Source organism: Gordonia polyisoprenivorans, assembly GCF_017654315.1.
GTDB classification, from domain to species: domain Bacteria; phylum Actinomycetota; class Actinomycetes; order Mycobacteriales; family Mycobacteriaceae; genus Gordonia; species Gordonia polyisoprenivorans_A.
Genome location: NZ_CP072203.1, coordinates 3,488,370 through 3,504,502 on the forward strand (window position 1 = coordinate 3,488,370; position 16,133 = coordinate 3,504,502).

11 protein-coding genes are annotated in these 16,133 nt (G+C 68.5%); 3 read left to right on the forward strand and 8 right to left on the reverse strand.

What is annotated here, in order from left to right; all coding sequences use genetic code 11:
- Positions 1 to 8: 8 nt before the first annotated feature.
- Genes J6U32_RS15780 through J6U32_RS15790 form a run of 3 tightly spaced genes read right to left on the reverse strand, consistent with a single transcriptional unit; the run spans position 9 to position 4,518 of the window.
- On the reverse strand, positions 9 to 206 hold the full coding sequence (locus J6U32_RS15780; protein WP_208791163.1) for a hypothetical protein: 198 nt from the start codon (positions 204 to 206) through the stop codon (positions 9 to 11).
- A complete protein-coding gene (locus tag J6U32_RS15785; RefSeq protein ID WP_208791164.1) occupies positions 203 to 2,431 on the reverse strand; it encodes a hypothetical protein in 2,229 nt (742 codons plus the stop codon). The genes J6U32_RS15780 and J6U32_RS15785 overlap by 4 nt, the downstream gene beginning before the upstream one ends.
- Positions 2,428 to 4,518 (reverse strand): glycosyltransferase family 2 protein, encoded by a 2,091-nt coding sequence (locus J6U32_RS15790; RefSeq protein WP_244332017.1) that lies wholly within the window; start codon positions 4,516 to 4,518, stop codon positions 2,428 to 2,430. Before J6U32_RS15790 ends, J6U32_RS15785 begins: the two co-directional genes overlap by 4 nt.
- Before the next feature lie 230 nt (positions 4,519 to 4,748).
- Here J6U32_RS15790 and J6U32_RS15795 point away from each other — a divergent pair, with 230 nt between their 5' ends.
- Positions 4,749 to 6,377 (forward strand): ABC-F family ATP-binding cassette domain-containing protein, encoded by a 1,629-nt coding sequence (locus tag J6U32_RS15795; RefSeq protein ID WP_208791165.1) that lies wholly within the window; start codon positions 4,749 to 4,751, stop codon positions 6,375 to 6,377.
- 43 nt (positions 6,378 to 6,420) lie between these two features.
- Here the strand turns inward: J6U32_RS15795 and J6U32_RS15800 are convergent, their stop codons facing one another.
- Complete coding sequence (locus J6U32_RS15800; protein ID WP_208791166.1) at positions 6,421 to 7,968, reverse strand: acyl-CoA synthetase; 1,548 nt, start codon at positions 7,966 to 7,968, stop codon at positions 6,421 to 6,423.
- 105 nt (positions 7,969 to 8,073) lie between these two features.
- Here J6U32_RS15800 and J6U32_RS15805 point away from each other — a divergent pair, with 105 nt between their 5' ends.
- Together J6U32_RS15805 and J6U32_RS15810 are read left to right on the forward strand one after the other, a co-directional pair.
- A complete protein-coding gene (locus J6U32_RS15805; protein ID WP_208791167.1) occupies positions 8,074 to 10,911 on the forward strand; it encodes a BTAD domain-containing putative transcriptional regulator in 2,838 nt (945 codons plus the stop codon).
- A gap of 149 nt (positions 10,912 to 11,060) precedes the next feature.
- On the forward strand, positions 11,061 to 11,867 hold the full coding sequence (locus J6U32_RS15810) for a hypothetical protein (RefSeq protein WP_244332019.1): 807 nt from the start codon (positions 11,061 to 11,063) through the stop codon (positions 11,865 to 11,867).
- On the opposite strand, the gene J6U32_RS15815 is transcribed toward J6U32_RS15810, so the two are convergent.
- Genes J6U32_RS15815 through J6U32_RS15830 form a run of 4 tightly spaced genes read right to left on the reverse strand, consistent with a single transcriptional unit; the run spans position 11,768 to position 16,129 of the window.
- On the reverse strand, positions 11,768 to 12,763 hold the full coding sequence (locus J6U32_RS15815; RefSeq protein ID WP_208791168.1) for a pyridoxal phosphate-dependent aminotransferase: 996 nt from the start codon (positions 12,761 to 12,763) through the stop codon (positions 11,768 to 11,770). The genes J6U32_RS15810 and J6U32_RS15815 overlap by 100 nt on opposite strands.
- Entirely contained in the window at positions 12,760 to 13,794 is a 1,035-nt protein-coding gene (locus J6U32_RS15820; protein WP_208791169.1) for a 3-oxoacyl-ACP synthase III family protein, read from the reverse strand. Before J6U32_RS15820 ends, J6U32_RS15815 begins: the two co-directional genes overlap by 4 nt.
- Entirely contained in the window at positions 13,791 to 14,456 is a 666-nt protein-coding gene (locus tag J6U32_RS15825) for an SRPBCC family protein (RefSeq protein WP_208791170.1), read from the reverse strand. The genes J6U32_RS15820 and J6U32_RS15825 overlap by 4 nt, the downstream gene beginning before the upstream one ends.
- The gene (locus tag J6U32_RS15830) at positions 14,453 to 16,129 is read right to left on the reverse strand and encodes a thiamine pyrophosphate-binding protein (protein ID WP_208791171.1); all 1,677 of its coding nucleotides are present in this window, start codon (positions 16,127 to 16,129) and stop codon (positions 14,453 to 14,455) included. Before J6U32_RS15830 ends, J6U32_RS15825 begins: the two co-directional genes overlap by 4 nt.
- Between the last annotated feature and the right edge of the window lie 4 nt (positions 16,130 to 16,133).

The following is a 16,133-nucleotide window of genomic DNA, read 5'->3' on the forward strand; positions in this document are numbered from 1 at the left end:
GGGCCGTCTCACAGCGCCATCACCGCGAGGCGCTGCACGGTCAGGCAGGCGGCGACCACGGTGCACGCGGCCACCAGGATGGTCACCCGATGTGCCAAGCGACCCCGGCCCGTCGCACCCGATGCGGGGACCTGGAATTCGCGAAGTGCCGCGCCCACCACGAGCAGCACGGCGCCGGCGACGAACGCGGCGATGGTGAGGTTCATGATCTCGGTCCGTTCTCGACGTTGCGCAGGATCTGCACGCTCGGGGTGTTCACCGTGACCCGGAATCGTCCGGTGTCGACGACCTCGTCGATCTGGTGTCGTAGCCATGCCGGGTCCTGGCCGTACTGGAGTACGAGCATCTGGATCCCCTGATTGGTGATGTAGACGAAGTCGGGATCGCGCTGCTCGGTGCACAGTGCGATGTTGTTCAAACACGGATAGGAATCGATGAACGCGAACTTCGGGCCGTGTGGGTCCAGCGTGCGACGAATGCCGACCGAGTGTGGCGCGTGGCTGAAACTCATCACCAGCGAATCCGGGGGGATCGTCGCCATGAACTCATCGGTGAGCACCACCTCGTCGCGGGTGGACGCCTCGAACGCTGTGTTCAATCCGCGGTTGGTGGTTTCCAGGACACCGACGGCGAACACCGCGACGCACAACACCACCGACGTCAGCACGGTCAGCCGCGGCGACGCCGGTCGTCGACCGCGGGCCACGGCGATCCGGTGGCCCGCCCACGCGAGGGTCAGGGCGACGAACGGCGCCAGGACGGGTGAGGCGAGCAAGAAGCATCGGATGATCATCTCGCCGCCGTAACTCTGCAGTGCCACGAGCAGAAACGGTGCAGCACAAAGGAGACCGGCGATCAGCCGTGTTCGCTTGGTCCGCCAGACGAACCAGCCGACAAGACCGACGAGAGCGAATCCGCCGGAGGCCATCATGCGCAGATACTGCATTCGGGTGTAGGTGGGGTCACCGCTGAGGCGATCACCGACCCCGGCTTCCACCGACTGGCCGACCTTGCCGACCTCCTCGACGAGAGACTGCAGGTGACCCAGCCAGAAGTCGGTGGCGCCGTAGGAGAACCACGCGGCGAAGATCAGACCGGCCGCCAGCCACAGGGTGCGGTAGCGCGTGGTTCCGGTCGCCGCGAATGCCGCCAACGCCACGATCGTGAGGATGGGCGTCATCTGATGGGAGACGGTGCCGGCCGCCACGATGACGACGAGTATCGCCTCGATGGCCAGGGTGCGTCCCGCGCCAACGCCGGGTACGCGACCCGGGGTGCGCGCAAAGGCGTTGAGCACACGCTGAATTCGGCCGTCTTCCAGGTCGGGGAGCGGTGCCCGGCGCAGCTGCCACAGCAGGGTCGCAAGGATGGCGGTGTAGCCGATCAGGGCCATCGCCTGCGGTGCGAAGTAGTCCTGCTGATACCAGTTGAAGCCGTGGTAGAGCAGCACCGACATCCACGCCAGGCGGGCGCGGCCGGTCACTGCGATCGCGATGGCGTAGACGCCGAAGGACATCACCACACCCGACACCAGGGGTGCCCACACCAGAACGCCGGTGACATCCGGTAGTCCGGCCGCGGTCTGGACGTGGGCGGCCATGCTGAAGAACCCGGCCCAGCTGAAGCGCGCGTCGATCTGGTCGGGGAGTGCGTGCCCCTGGGCGAGGATGCTGATGAAACCGCGGTGGACGAACGACGTCGGAATCGATGTCTCGCCGGTGGCGGCACCGACGAGCATCCCGTTGTAGACGACCGCGAGCACCGTCGAGGCCGACAGCACCAGCGGGTCGAGGCGGCGGGCGCGCAGGGCGGTGACGATCACCACCGCGAGCAGGGCCAGCCCGACGAAGTAATAGGCGTCCAGACCGGCGACGACACCGAATCGACCGACCCGCAACACGTCGAGTGACTCGGCAGCCACGACGAACAGCACCAGCGCGCCCAGCAGCGCCACGAGGCTGCGGGCCCGGGTGCGGGTCCACGTCCGGCGACCCAGCCGCCAGGTGCCCGATCGGGTCGCCGCGGGCAGGGTGCGCCACGTCCACAGGCACACCGCGAGCGTGGCGACCATCAGAATCGCCTGCGTCCGTGGCGGACTCCACCATTCGGCGATCATCGTGGTCTGCGCTGCGAGCACGGTGACCGACAACGAGATCGCCGCGGCGAGAACCGTCGACAATGCGCGACCGGGAATCCCCAGCGCGATGACCAGTGGCAGGCCGGGCAGGGTGAGGACGCCGAGGAAGACGAGTGCGGCGCGTACCCCGGCACCGGCGATGTCGATGTCGGCTGCGGCGGCACCATCGAGGAGGAGTAGCACCGCGGCGAGTACCGCAGCCACCGACAGTGCCGCCCGCGGCGGGAATCCATACCCGACCGAGCGTCGATCGGTCTCGGGGCCGGCCTCGGATCGGTCTGCAGTGAGCGTCATTCGAGCGATCCCGTCGGGAGTGCCTCGGGTCGGAGTGCCTCGGGTCGGGGTGCACCGGGGCGGCGTACGCCGGTGCCGGGCATCGCCCGTCTTCGGCAGCGACGGTGGCCGCGCAGGAACAGTACTGGTCCGGCGAAATAGCCGCGCCGTTCGAGCCTTCGCAGTTCGTCGGGCCATTGTTCCCGGGCGAAGGCCGAGACATTCTCCGAACCGGGTACCAACAGTGCGCGCAGACCCGCGGGAATGCGCCAGGCCAGGGCCAGGCCGTGCCGGGACAACGCCAGCTTGGTCAGCGATGCCGACATCCCGGTGCCGTATCCGTAACTCTGCGTGCGCAACTCGGCCATGTTGTCGCGGTGGTAGTGGGTCACCACGGCGTCGGGTCGGTAGGCGATCGCCCATCCGGCGAGGATGACCGAACGCATCAGGTCGAGGTCCTCACCACCGCGGGATGGGGTGCCCGTGCCGAGGCGTTCGTCGAACACCCCGGTGTGCGGCAGGATCTCGGCGGCGAGCGCCAGGTTGTTCCCGCTGCCCAACTGGCCCGCGGTGTAGGGAAAGAAGAAGTTGTGCTCGCCGGCAACGCCCGCCGCGACGTGAGTCGGATGCGGGCGCAGCGCCCACACCGTGAGGTCTTCGCCCTTGTCGAACACCCGGGCGTCCTCGAACATCTGCTGGAGCTCGGTGAGGGATTCCACGCCCATCACGCGGCCGGTCACCGCACCGATGGTGCCGGTGGAATCGCGCACGAAGGTCTCCACGATCGTCGAAACCCAGTCGGGGCGGGGTTGGGCGTCGTCGTCGGTGAACGCGATGATCCGTCCCGCAGCCGCGGCGATACCGGCGTTGCGGGCTGCGGAGATGCCCGGAAACGACTCGTCGACCACCCGCAGCCGCGGATCGTCGAAGTCATCGAGGATCTGCCGGGTCCGCCCGGACGCCGGACGGTTGTCGACGACGATGACCTCGAGCGGTGAATGGTGCTGGGCCAGCACCGCTTTCACGGTGCCGGCGAGGAGGTCTCGTCCGATCGTCGGGATGACGACCGACACCAAGTCGGAGCCGGTGAACCGTGCCCGCGTGGCCGACACCGGGCCACCGTCACGCCTGGCCGCGACCGGGCCACCGTCACGCCGGGCCGACACCGCACCGGCTGCGGTCACCGCCACGCCGAGCACCATCACGAGTACCCGCGCGAGCGCCCCGAGATCGCCGCGCAGCAGCTGAGCGAGGTACCGCAGGACCCCGGTGGGGATGGTCCGCAGGACGTAGGAGGTCTCCGCCGAGAACGCGTCGGTCGCGCCGGCCATCCGGCGCAACACGGCCTTCGACCGGCCCTCGTGCAGACAGCGTCGCAGAAAGTACCGCAGAGTCGCGCGGGACTCGGTGACCGAGTGGTCGACCGCGAATCCGGTGCGCCGCACGATGCGGCCGTCGGTGAACCGGCGGTGCAACTCGATGCCCATCAGGGTCTCCTCGCAACCGACGGGCAGGTCGCCGACGCGCCCGAGTTCACCGGCGAAGCCCCCGATCTCGACCAGCTCGGCACGCCGGACGGCCATCGCGGCGCCGATCGGATTGCGGATGTCGGCACAGTCGGGGGCGATACCCCGATAGTCGCAGCCGACCACCCATCCGAACTCGTCGGGAAGCCAGCCGGGAGCGCCGGTGCCCGACCACGCGGCGTCCACGCGCCCGCCGATGGCGAGGATCGACGGGTCGCGGAAGGCTCGACGCACCTCGGCGAGACCGCCCGGCCGCAGCACCGCGTCGTCGTCGAGAAACACCACGAGATCCTCCGTCGCGCACCGCAAGCCGCTGTTGCGCGCACCGGACAGGCCACGGGTTTGCCCGTTGGGCACCACATCGATGCGTGCGGGAAGGTCGCGCACCAGGGTTGTCACCCGGTCCCCGAGCACGTCGTTGTGGTCGGTGACCACCACCAGACGATCGGCAGGACACAGCTGCGAGGTGACCGCATCGATCGCGCGTGTCAGCAGCGCCATCCGATCGTCGGTGTAGCAGCAGATGACGACGCACATGCTGTGGACATGCGGATGGGGGTCATGCGGATGGGGTGAGGTCACCGGGTGTACTCCCTCGAATCCGGTCGGGTCGGGCTCGCGGGTTCCGTGCCGCACGGGAATGCACGGGAATTCGGTGCCGCTAAGGTGAGCCTAAGCTAGTGTAGTAGACCCTAACCCGGCGTCCCAATCGGCCGTCGCCTGTCGTCGCCGCGCCCCCGCTCCGCGTCGCTGACGTGGACGAATCCCGGCGATGCGGTCTTGATGTCGCTCGGCCATTAGACTGGACCGTCGTGATCACCGCGACCGACCTCGAAGTCCGAGCGGGCGCCCGGACCCTGTTGTCGGCGCCCGGCTCGGCGCTGCGCATCCAACCCGGCGACCGCATCGGGCTCGTCGGACGCAACGGCGCCGGGAAGACCACGACGCTGCGCATCCTGGCCGGGGAGACCGAGCCCTATGCCGGCGCCGTCGTGCGCAGCGGCGAGATCGGGTACCTGCCGCAGGACCCCAAGGAGGGCGACCTCGAGGTACTCGCCCGTGATCGGGTGCTCTCGGCGCGCGGACTCGACTCGATCATGCGCCAGATGGAAAAGCAGCAGGCGCTGATGGCCGAGGCCGCCGATGACAAGGTGCGCGACAAGGCGGTCGTGAAGTACGGGCAACTCGAGGAGCGGTTCTCCGCGCTCGGCGGTTACGTCGCCGAGTCCGAGGCGGCACGGATCTGCCATTCCCTCGGCCTGCCCGATCGCGTTCTCGGTCAGCCCCTACGCACCCTGTCCGGTGGCCAGCGACGGCGAATCGAGCTGGCGCGCATCCTGTTCGCCGCCTCCGACGGTGCCGGCAAGTCGGATACGACGCTCCTGCTCGACGAGCCGACCAACCACCTCGACGCCGACTCGATCACCTGGCTGCGGGGATTCCTGCAGAACCACGAGGGCGGGCTCGTCGTCATCAGTCACGACGTCGAGTTGCTCGCCGACGTGGTGAACCGGGTGTGGTTCCTCGACGCGGTGCGCGGTGAGGCCGACGTCTACAACATGGGGTGGAAGCGCTACCTCGACGCGCGTGCCACCGACGAGCAGCGACGCAAACGTGAACGTGCCAACGCCGAGAAGAAGGCGTCGGCGCTGCGCACACAGGCCGCCAAACTCGGCGCGAAGGCGACCAAGGCCACCGCGGCCCAGAACATGCTCAAACGAGCCGACCGCATGCTCGACTCGCTCGAGGAGGAGCGGGTGGCCGACCGGACGGCGAAGATCCGCTTCCCCGACCCCGCCACCTGTGGGAAGACGCCGTTGATGGCGTCGGGGTTGACCAAGAACTACGGCTCCCTGGAGATCTTCACCGGGGTGGATCTCGCGATCGACAAGGGCAGCCGCGTGGTTATTCTCGGTCTCAACGGTGCCGGTAAGACCACCCTGCTCAAACTGCTCGCCGGGGTCGAGACACCCGATCGGGGTTCACTGGAACCCGGATACGGGCTCAAGATCGGCTATTTCGCGCAGGAACACGACACCCTCGACGACGGGGCGTCGGTGTGGGAGAACATCCGGCACGCCGCGCCCGACGCCGGTGAACAGGACCTGCGTGGCCTGCTCGGTGCGTTCATGTTCTCCGGTGCTCAACTCGACCAGCCGGCGGGCACCCTGTCCGGTGGTGAGAAGACGCGACTGACACTGGCCGGACTCGTGTCGTCGGCGGCCAACGTGTTGCTCCTCGACGAGCCCACCAACAACCTCGACCCGATCTCGCGGGAACAGGTCCTCGACGCCCTGCGCAGCTATACCGGGGCCGTGGTCCTGGTGACCCACGACCCCGGTGCCGCCGCAGCGCTCGATCCGCAGCGCGTGATCCTGCTGCCCGACGGCACCGAGGATCACTGGTCCGAGGAGTATCAGGAACTCATCGAACTCGCCTGAGACCGGCCGGGGTCACCCCGACCGATCCACAGACGAACGATCGTCAGACGTTCGACGGCCAATACGCCTTGCGGAGAATCCCTTTCACGAGCTTGCCGGTGGGCGTCCGGGGTAGGTCGTCGACGAAGTCGACCGAGCGGGGCACCTTGTAGGCCGCGATCTTGTCTCGGGTGAAGTCGAGCAACTCGGCGGCGAGCTCGTCGGACGGCGAGAACCCGGGGGCGAGCTGGACGCACGCCTTGGCGACCTCGCCGAGATCCGGGTCGGGGACGCCGATCACCCCCACATCGAACACGGCGGGATGGGTGACGAGAACGTTCTCGGCCTCCTGCGGGTAGATGTTGACCCCGCCGGAGATGATCATGAACGCCTTGCGATCGGTGAGGTAGAGGTAGCCGTCCTCGTCGACGTACCCGACGTCGCCGGTGGTCGACCAGTTGTCGTGCGCGGGATGCCGTGCCTGCGCGGTCTTCTCCGGGTCGTTGTGATACTCGAAGACGGCCTCCTCGCGCTCGAAGTAGACCAGGCCGACCTCGCCGGTGGGCAGATCGTTGCCGTCCTCGTCACAGATGTGCACCACGCCGAGGAGCGGCTTACCCACCGAGCCCGGGTGATCGAGTGCCTCCTGGGGGCCGATGAACGTGGCACCGGCCGCCTCGGTGGAGGCGTAGTACTCGTGGATCACCGGGCCCCACCACTCGATCATGGCGCGCTTGACCTCGGCCGGGCACGGTGCGGCGGCGTGAACGGCGACCTTCATGCTCGAGACGTCGTACCGGGAACGGACCTCCTCGGGCAGCTTCAGCATGCGGATGAACATGGTGGGTACCCACTGGCTGTGGGTGACGTGGTAGGTCTCGATGAGTCGCAGGGCCTCTTCGGGATCGAAGCGGTCCATGACCACCACGGTTCCGCCGACCGAATTGGTGGTGCCGCAATAACGTAGTGGCGCAGCGTGATACAGCGGTGCGGGGGAGAGATAGACGGAGTTCTCGTCGAAGCCGTACATCGGGGCGAAGATGGCCGTGTACGCGTCGGGGATCTCATCGACCTGCCCTTGCGGCAGAGGGGTCTGAATTCCCTTGGGCCGCCCGGTGGTTCCCGACGAGTAGAGCATGTCGGTGCCGCGCGGCTGATCGGTGCGCGGTTGCGGTGACGCGCTCGCGAGGACCTTCTCGTAGGAGTCGAAGCCGGGCAGGTCGCCGCCCCACACGAGACGATGACCGGGCGCGGCGAGCGCAGGGAGTTCACCCGCGCGTTCGACGGCGTGGGCCACCGACGCACCGGCGAAGACGACCTGCGCATTGGAGTCGGTGAGGATGTAGTTGGTCTCCTCGGCCGTCAGGTGATGGTTGATGGCGGTGATGTACATGCCGCTGCGCAGGGCCGCCCAGTACACCTCGAAGATGTGCAGGTCGTTCTCGGAGACCACGGCGATGGCATCCCCGGGCTTCAGGCCAAGCGATTCCAGATGATTGGCCAGACGCGTGGAGTTCTCGTCGAGTTCTCGGTAGGTCAACTGCTCGCCGGTCGAGGGGCGGATGACGGCGGGTTTGTCGGGGGTACGGGCGGCGAACACTCCAGGGAACACGATCTCTCCTCATCGGCGATGACAACTGTGAGCCAGGTTATAGCGAGCGCTCACTCGGCAGGTGAGATTCTGTCCGAATCGCCCGGATCCGTTTATCGTCGTCACATGCCATTCGAGGTCCGTGTTCTGGGCGCGCTGGCGGTACGGGTGGACGGGGTCGAGGTGCCGTTGGGGGGTCCGCTGCCGCGAGCCCTGCTGTCGCGCCTGCTGATCGCGGGCGGCGAGGTGGTGTCGGCGTCGACCATCATCGACGACCTGTGGCATCAGAGTCCGCCGCGGACGGCCACCGGGACCCTGCAGGCCTATGTCTCGACGCTGCGACGCGTTCTCGAGCCGGCGCACGCACAGAAGTCGCCGGAAGTGCTCGTCCGTACCGGAAGCGGCTATCGACTGCTCATCCCTCGTGACGCCGTGGATGCGAATGTCTTTGTCGGACAGGCGCAGCGGGGGCGCGCCCTGCTGGCATCCGGTGAGGTGGCCGCGGCACGCGAGATCCTCGCACAGGCGCTGGCCCAATGGCACGGACCGGCGTACTCCGACATCGAGGGCTGGGAGTTCGCCCAGATCGAGGCCACACGCCTCGAGGCGGTGCGGACCGCGGCCGTCGACGACCACCTCGCCGCGTCGAGCGCCTGCGGCGACCACGAATCCGTCATCGTCGACCTGTCGGCCCTGCTGCGTACGGATCCGTTGCGGGAGAGGCGCTGGGAACTGCTCGCGCTGACGCAGTACCGCGCGGGGCGTCAGGCGCAGGCGCTGGAGAGCCTGCGGACTGCGCGCAACGTGCTCGCCGACGAGATCGGCGCCGATCCCGGACCGTCGCTGGTGGCCCTGCACGATGCCATCCTGCGACACGATCCCGGTCTCATCGTCGACGCGGAGCATGACGCCCACGCGCGTCTGGGACGTCACGTCCCGGTCGCGCTCACCTCTTTCGTCGGCCGGGACGAGGACCTCGCCGACGTCGAGCACGCGCTCGCAACGGACCGACTGGTGACGCTCACCGGACCGGGCGGCATCGGCAAGACCCGGCTGGCGATGGCAGTCGCCGCGGCACGCTCCGACCACGACGGTCCGTGGTTCGTCGAGGCCTCGGGCACCCGGGATCACGACTCGCTCGTCGAGGCCACGACGCGCGTGCTCGGCTTCACCGCGCGCGGTGGCGTCGACGTGCTCACCTCACTGCTGAGCACGCGCCGGACGCTGCTCGTACTCGACAACTGCGAGCATGTGGCGGGTGATGCCGCGAAGCTCGTCCTGGCGCTGCTGACCGCATGCCCCGGCGTGCAGGTGCTCGCCACCAGCCGGGTGCGGCTCGGTGTTCCCGGTGAGCATGTCCACGTCGTCGGACCGCTGCACGAGGCCGCAACACTGTTCACCGAACGCGCCCCTCGTGCCGCGCGCACCGAGGACCCGGCCGACATCGTCACCCTGTGCCGGGCCCTCGACAATCTGCCCCTGGCAATCGAACTCGCGGCCGCGCGCACCTCGATGTTGTCGGTGCGGCAACTGCACCACCTGTTGATCGACCGCTTTGCGCTGCTGCGCACCGCGCGAGCCGCGCTGCCGGGGGCGGCAGGCGAGCGCCACTCGAGCATGTACGCCGCCATCGAGGGGTCCTACCGTGCACTCGATGATTCACAACGCCGGTTGTTCGAGGCGCTGACGGTGTTCGCAGGCGGGTTCGACCATGCCGCAGCCGAGGCGGTGACCGGTCACGGGGCGCGATTGCTCGGCGATCTCGAGGCGCTCATCGACTCCTCGATGGTGACCGTCGTCGGCGGTGACCCGCGGCGCTACCGCATCCTGGAGACGTTGCGCGAGTTCGCCGTCGACCATCTCGATGAATCCCGCTCGGCCGCCTTGCAGGCAGCGCACCTGCGGTGGGTCCGCGCGATGAGCGCCGAGGTCGATGCGGGACTGCGCGGTCCCGACACCCTGGCCTGGACGCGTCGTCTCGATGCCGAGATGCCCAACATTCATGCGGCGCTGTCACGGTGCCGCCACGCCGATCCGGCGGCCTACACGCAGATCGTCGGTGGCATCTTCTGGTACTGGTACCGTCGCGGCCGCGTCGACGAGGGTCTGCGAATGCTGCGACCGGCCCTGACGGTGGCCGACGACCCCGGCATTCCCGTTGTCGACAGGCTGCGTGCGCTGTGCGGTGTGCTCGTGATCGCCTATCTCGCAGGTGATCTCGATGTGCTGCTGGATTCGATGGGGCGTCTTGAGGCGACTCTGTCCAACGCGCCACTGGACATGACACGACGTGACGACCGTCTTGCCCACGCCGATGCCGCGGTGACCCTGGGATTCTTCCAGGGTGGTGCCGGTGCGGTCGAGTCCGGCATCGCCCTGGCTCGCGGCGCCTTGTCGGTGGCGACGACCGACGGGCTGCCGCAGATCGCCGCGGAAGCGCGAATGGCGCTCGGCAGCGCGTGTTTTCGCGCCGGTGACCACGATGCGGCCGATGACGAACTGGCCGTGGCGGTCGAGCTCGGGCGCGAGTGCGGATACGACTGGTTGGTCGCCTCGGCGTTGTGGATCGGCGCCAAGAACGACATCGCGCGCGGCCGGGTGCACGGCCCGGCACAGGAGAAGCTGACCGAGATGATCGCGGCCTGCGAGCGGATCGACGACCTGACATCATGGATGGTGGCCGTGTTCACGCTCGCCTACGTCGAGTTCGTCCGGGGCGAACACGAGGCCGCCGCCCGCCTGCTCGGGGTTGCCGACCACCACGGTGGGGTGACCGGATATCGGCCGGAGCGGATGGACGTCATCGATCTCGCCTCGTACGGACGGGAGATGACCGAGCGGATCGACGCGCACGTGCTGGACACGGGGATGGCGACCGGGCGCGCGCTCGATCGTGCCGCGGTGGCCGTGCTGATCCGGGAACGTGTCGCATCGGTGGGCGGGGCGACACCGAAGACCGGGTAGATCGCGCATGCCCGGCGGCGAGGGGTTCTCACCGGCCGGGTTCACCGTGGCCCGATCGCTCTCCAAGTGTTTTACCAGTGCCCCCGATCATGCTGTCGGCACCGAGTTCTCCGTCATCCGGAGAGCCCCGATCCGCCGAGGACACAGCCATGACCATCGAGAACCCACCATCCGCGGAGTCGACGGGTGCCGACCCCGCCCGTCGGAGAACCGACACTCCCGCCGACGAGCCCGCGCCGCCGCCGATCGGTGGGGTGCGGATGGTCGGGTCGGCCCTCGTGATCGGCGCGATGAGCTGGGGAGCCGCACTCCTGTGCCTCGATGGCGTGGACGGATTCGGTGTCGCCTCGGTTCTCACCGGGATCGCGGCGATGCTGTTCCAGGTCTCGCTGCTCGGGTTGCTGCGAGTGCAGTACCGCGATCGGGCCATGACCGGTAAGGGTGGCACCGCGCGGGTGGCACGTATCGGATACACCGCGCAGGCCGTCGTACTCACCGGAGCGATGGTCTCGACCACGCTCGACGCGTTCTGGCTCATCCAGGGCTCGCCGGTGTGGACGGTGTTCGACATGTGCTTGCCGTTGTCGATGCTCGGCATGCTGATCATCGGCATTCGAGTCGCGATCGCCGGCCGTTGGCGTGGCGTTCTGCGGTGGCAGACGCTGTTCGCGCAGAGCTGGCTGGTGTGGGGAATCCCGTTGTCGGCGTTGGGGTTCGTCGGTTCGGTTCTCGGCGGTGCGCAGATGGTGCTCGGGTACGGGTCCTCGGCGGGCTGCTCGTCGCGCGGCTCGCCCGGGGACGAACGGCGTCGACCGCGCTGTCACACGACCGGTGACTCCCGCACGGGCGGCGAGGATCAGGCGACGCTGCGACGCAGTGCTGCCTCGATGGCGTCGCCGACCATGGGGTCGCCCACCGTGAGCCGGAAACCATCTGTGCCACAGACCTTGCCCTGAATACCCGATCGGGTCAGCAGGTGGTCGAGGGCGAGTCCGTCGGGGCCGGGGACGTAGATGAAGTTGGCCTCACCGGCCGGCGTGGGGTAGCCCAGTTGCTCGAGTCGCGCGGCCACCCGGGTGCGTTCGGCGCGCACGACGCGGACCCGATCGCGGATCTCAGCGCCGGCGGCAAGTGCCGCCGACACCGCGACGGCGGCGGTGGTGCTCACCGCGAACGGCAACTCGCGGCAGAGGATCCCCGCCATCGTCTCTCGCCCGCCGAATGCGTAACCCGCACGCAGCCCGGCCAGACCGTAGGCCTTGGAGAACGTCCGCACCACCACGAGCCCCGGGAAACGCGAGATCAGGTCGAGCACGTCGGGTGGCGACGAGCAGTACTCCACGTACGCCTGATCGAGCACCACCCGGGTCGACGGCGGAATGCGGGCGAACAGATCGGACAAGGCCTCCGCGTCGACGGTCCGTCCGGTCGGATTGTGCGGTGAGCACACGATCACCGCCGCCGTGTCGGGTCCGATCGCGGTGCTCAGCGCCTCCGGATCCGGTCGACCGTCGGCGTGCAGCGGCGTGGTGTGCAGGCCGACACCGATCATGCCGGCCAGGAGTGCGAATCCGTCGAAAGTCGGTGCGGGCGTGAGGATCACCGGTGAAGAGATCCCGCGCATGCGGGCGCGCTGCACCGCATCGGCGAGGATGGCGTGGACCACGGCGGTCGCGCCCGGCCCGACGCTCACCTGAGTGGGCTCGAGTCCGATGTGCGCGGCGATCGCGCGGCGTGTGGTGTCGGCACCGAATTCGGGGTAGCGATGGACGGTCTCGGACGCCGCGGCGATCGCCGCCACCACCGAGGGCGGTGGCGGCAGGTGTGACTCGTTGAGATCGCAGCGGATCACGAGCGGCCCGACCACCGCACGGCGGCCGCGGCCGCGAAATCGCCGGCGTGGGCGAAGGCCGCCATCATGATCACATCCGAGTCGCGCAGGCGGCCGCTGTCGATCAGTGCGTCGAGTGTCATCGGGATGCCCACGGCGAAGAGGTTGCCGCACTCGTCGAAGGTGTCGGGATGCCGGTCGGCCGGAAGTTCCAGTGCCTCACGCCAATTGCGTAAGAAGATGCGGTTGGGTTGGTTGGTGATCAACCAGTCGAGATCGCGGGGTCGGACGTCGATGGCCGTGGCGGCATCGATCGCGACCTCGGGGACGAGCCGATTGCCGCGGGTGAGCACCTTGGCGATCTTGGATTCGGTGAAGCCGACGTGGATCTGCCCGGGTCCCGATTCCCAGTACTTGCGGGCCGGCTCGGACACCGCGGTCATATCCGCCGAATACTCACCGTGCGAGCGGCACAGCGTGGTCAGCACCGGATTGGCGCCGTCACCGAGCATCAGGGTCGCGACCGCCGCGCCGTCGCCGGGGATCGCGGCCTGTGCCTTGGCGCGCACCTGCTCCTGGGTGAAGATCTGTCCGGCACTGTTCTGGGCCAGGGCGAGCAGCGCCGTGCCGCCGCCGCGGGCACGCAGCAGCGCTCCGCCGACCTCGATCATGTGCAGGAAGGCGGCGCAACCACCGTTGTGCACATCGAGGACCGTGGTGGGGCGCAGACCCAGACGGTGGGCCAGTTCGCCCGCGCATCCGCGCACCGGGACCTCCGGCAGTTGGCTGTGGGTCACCACGATGTCGACGTCGTCGAGATGGCCGGCGCCGTGACGGGCGATGAGTCGTTGCGCCGCGGCCACCATCATGTCGGCGTTGGACTCGTCGGCGCCGGCATGATGGCGGTGGGCGGGTGTGCGGAACATGACGTTGTCGGCGAGCTCGTCGTCCTGCGCGAACTGCGCGAAATAGGCTGCCGGTACCCGGTTCTCGGGTCGATAGGTGGCGATGTCGCCCAGGCACAGTCCGCCGGGGCCGTTTGCGGCGATCATGATGTCATCCAATCCGGGGTCAACGGCAGGCCGATGCGATGGCGGTGTTCGGCGATGGCGGTCAGGTTGTCGAGTTCGACCTGATGGCCGGCGGCGAACATGTCCCACAGATCGCCGACCCACTCCTCACGACCGGCCGGGACGGTGTCGGGGAAGGGATTGCGGTCGTAGAACGGATGCCGGCAATTGGTCCACAGCACGACTGATCCCGGCCGGTTCAGCACGAGTTGGGCGTCGACGACCCGCATCAGATAGATCATCCAGAGGTGATCGGGTTGGTCCCAGGCGCAGTGGTAGTCGACGGTCATCGCTCCCGGGTCGGCGACGGTGCGGACATAGATCGCGGTGTCGGTGTTGAGCCGGTCGGTACCCACCCACAGCTCGGCGGCCTCGGTCCGGCGCAGATCCCTTGTGCTGTAGGTCCATTCCTCCAGAGACCGGGTGTCGGAGAGCCACTCGAACAGCTCTCGCGGCGGTGCATCGACGTAACCGTGCACGGTGCAGAACTCGCCGTAGATCTGATCGTGCGGATACACCGACCGCACCCGGTCGACGAGCATCGGGGTGCTCTGCGCACGCGAATGCGTCTCGACCCGGATGACGCCGGGCAGCGGTACGGCGGGATCGAGATCGGAGAGAGCGCCCGTGGGATCGGTGGTCATCGAATTCCTCTGCGTAGTGGATGAAACGGCGGGATCTCGTCGGGATCGGTGTCGACGACGAGGCACGCGGGCCCGAGCCGGGTGAGCACGTCACGGGTGGCGGCGTCGAGGTCGCGCGGATCGGTGACCCGACGGACCGGCAGGTCGGGAAACATCGCCGCGAGCCCGGCGGCGATGTCGGTGGGACCGAAGGTGTTGAGCCCCGGCGTATCCGGGAAGAAGATCCGTTCCCGGGTGACGCACATGCCGTGTGCGTTGTTGTTCGCGACGATCAGGGTCACCGGTGCCCGGTGTTCGATCGCGGTATGGATCTCCATGCCGTGCATCAGGAACGATCCATCGCCGGCGATGACGACCGTGCGTGGGGCACTCCCGACATCGTCGGCGCCGGCGATCGCCACCCCGACGCCCGCCGCGATCGCATGACCCATGCCGCCCATACCGAGGGCGATCGCGAATCGCCCGCGCCCGAACGGAAGATGGTGCACCGCAGCCGCTCCGATGTTTCCGGCATCGGCGAAGACGACTGCGTCATCGGGCAGATGCCTACCGACGGCATCGACGACCGCACTCATCCGCGACAGCGCAGAGCCGGGGTCGAGGGCGGGGAGGAACTCCACGGCTCGCCGATCGAATCGAGTGTCGTCCGGACCGCCGCGGGTACCGATTCGACGGCGTAGCTGCTCGACGAGGTCGGACACGCCCTCGGCGAGACGCTCGCACGGGATGTGCTCGGTGCCGGGAAGTCTCGGGGCGTGGGCGCCGAGGTGGATGACCGTGCGGGTGGCGAGGAGCTCGTCGAGGCCGGCACGGTCGGTCAGGGTCATCCGGCAGCCGAGCACCAGGCAGGTGCGCGCGTCGGCGATCGCTCGCGACGCGGACGGATGGCCCATCACCCCGGTCACACCGGCACATCCGGGTCTCGCGATGTCGCGTCCGCCCGGGGCGACGACCACCGAGGCGCCCAGCAGGTCGGCGAGCACGTGGACCGGAGCCGACAGACCGGCGCGCGAGGCCTCGTCCCCGACCCAGATGCAGACCCGACCGCGATCGGCCACCAGGCGATCGATCGTCGCGGTGAGGTCGGGAACGGCCGGTGTTTCCACCGGTCGACGCGGCGGTGGGCCACCGTCGGGGTGGTGCTCGGCGGCAATGTCTTTCGGAACCACGATCACCGCGGGCAGCGATCGCTCCAGTGTCTGCATGGCCTCGTCGAGCACGGCGTCGATCTCGGTGGCCCGCCCGACGACGCCGACACTTCCGGCGATCCCGGACAATGTGGCCCGCAGATCGATGGTGTCGGGGGGATCGAGCATGTCCTGGAAAGCTCCGCGTCCGACGGTCGAGGTGGCCGGCGCGCCGATCACGGCGAGGACGGGCACCCGACTGTCGTACGATTCGGCCAGCGCCGCAACCACATTGAGTGCGCCGCCACCGGAGGTTGCGAACACCGCGGCGGGACGCGCGAAGATCCGGGCGACGCCATCGGCCATCGCCGCCGCAGCGAACTCGTGTTTGGCGATCACCGGAGGAGTCCGGCCGGCGCGGACGGCTGCGTCGAAGAGCTCCTCGATGTTCGCGCCGTGCACACCGAAGATCGAGGTGATCCCTTCGGCGTCCATGCGCTCGACGATGTGGTCGGCGACCCTGCGGCCCCGACATCGACTGGTCACGGTG

Excerpts from the sequence above, each read along its gene's own strand:
- J6U32_RS15780 (WP_208791163.1), bottom strand. The coding sequence starts at position 206 with ATGAACCTCACCATCGCCGCGTTCGTCGCCGGCGCCGTGCTGCTCGTG.
- J6U32_RS15785 (WP_208791164.1), bottom strand. The coding sequence starts at position 2,431 with ATGACGCTCACTGCAGACCGATCCGAGGCCGGCCCCGAGACCGATCGA.
- J6U32_RS15805 (WP_208791167.1), top strand. The coding sequence starts at position 8,074 with ATGCCATTCGAGGTCCGTGTTCTGGGCGCGCTGGCGGTACGGGTGGAC.
- J6U32_RS15810 (WP_244332019.1), top strand. The coding sequence starts at position 11,061 with ATGACCATCGAGAACCCACCATCCGCGGAGTCGACGGGTGCCGACCCC.
- J6U32_RS15820 (WP_208791169.1), bottom strand. The coding sequence starts at position 13,794 with ATGATCGCCGCAAACGGCCCCGGCGGACTGTGCCTGGGCGACATCGCC.
- J6U32_RS15825 (WP_208791170.1), bottom strand. The coding sequence starts at position 14,456 with ATGACCACCGATCCCACGGGCGCTCTCTCCGATCTCGATCCCGCCGTA.